This window comes from Acinetobacter haemolyticus (genome assembly GCF_900406815.1).
Lineage (GTDB): Bacteria > Pseudomonadota > Gammaproteobacteria > Pseudomonadales > Moraxellaceae > Acinetobacter > Acinetobacter haemolyticus_A.
Genome location: NZ_OVCN01000064.1, coordinates 1 through 358, shown reverse-complemented (window position 1 = coordinate 358; position 358 = coordinate 1). Strand labels below are relative to the sequence as shown.

General features: G+C 42.2%; 1 rRNA gene. It reads right to left on the bottom strand.

The window, feature by feature from the left end:
• Positions 1-5 precede the first annotated feature (5 nt).
• Positions 6-95 (bottom strand): 5S ribosomal RNA (rrf, locus tag DK207_RS15695).
• Positions 96-358: the final 263 nt, after the last annotated feature.

The window sequence follows — 358 nt, the reverse complement described above, 5'->3', positions numbered from 1 at the left end:
CACATGGCAAGTGCCACACTACCATCAGCGCGAAGAGGTTTCACTTCTGAGTTCGGGAAGGGATCAGGTGGTTCACTCTTGCTATTGTCGCCAGCAAACTGTTTATGGATACTTGCTTTGGTCTTATCTATGCCAAGGCGTTTTCCAAATCTTGCGCTTATGCAAAGCAGTGCTTTACATATAGCTCATTAACGGATTAGTTAATTGGGTCTGTAATTGTAACTAGTTTTAACACTAAATCAAGTTATGTATTGAATTTATCTTGCATACAACAACTGTTTGGGTGTTGTATAGTCAAGCCTCACGAGCAATTAGTATTGGTCAGCTTCACACGTCACCGTGCTTCCACACCCAACCT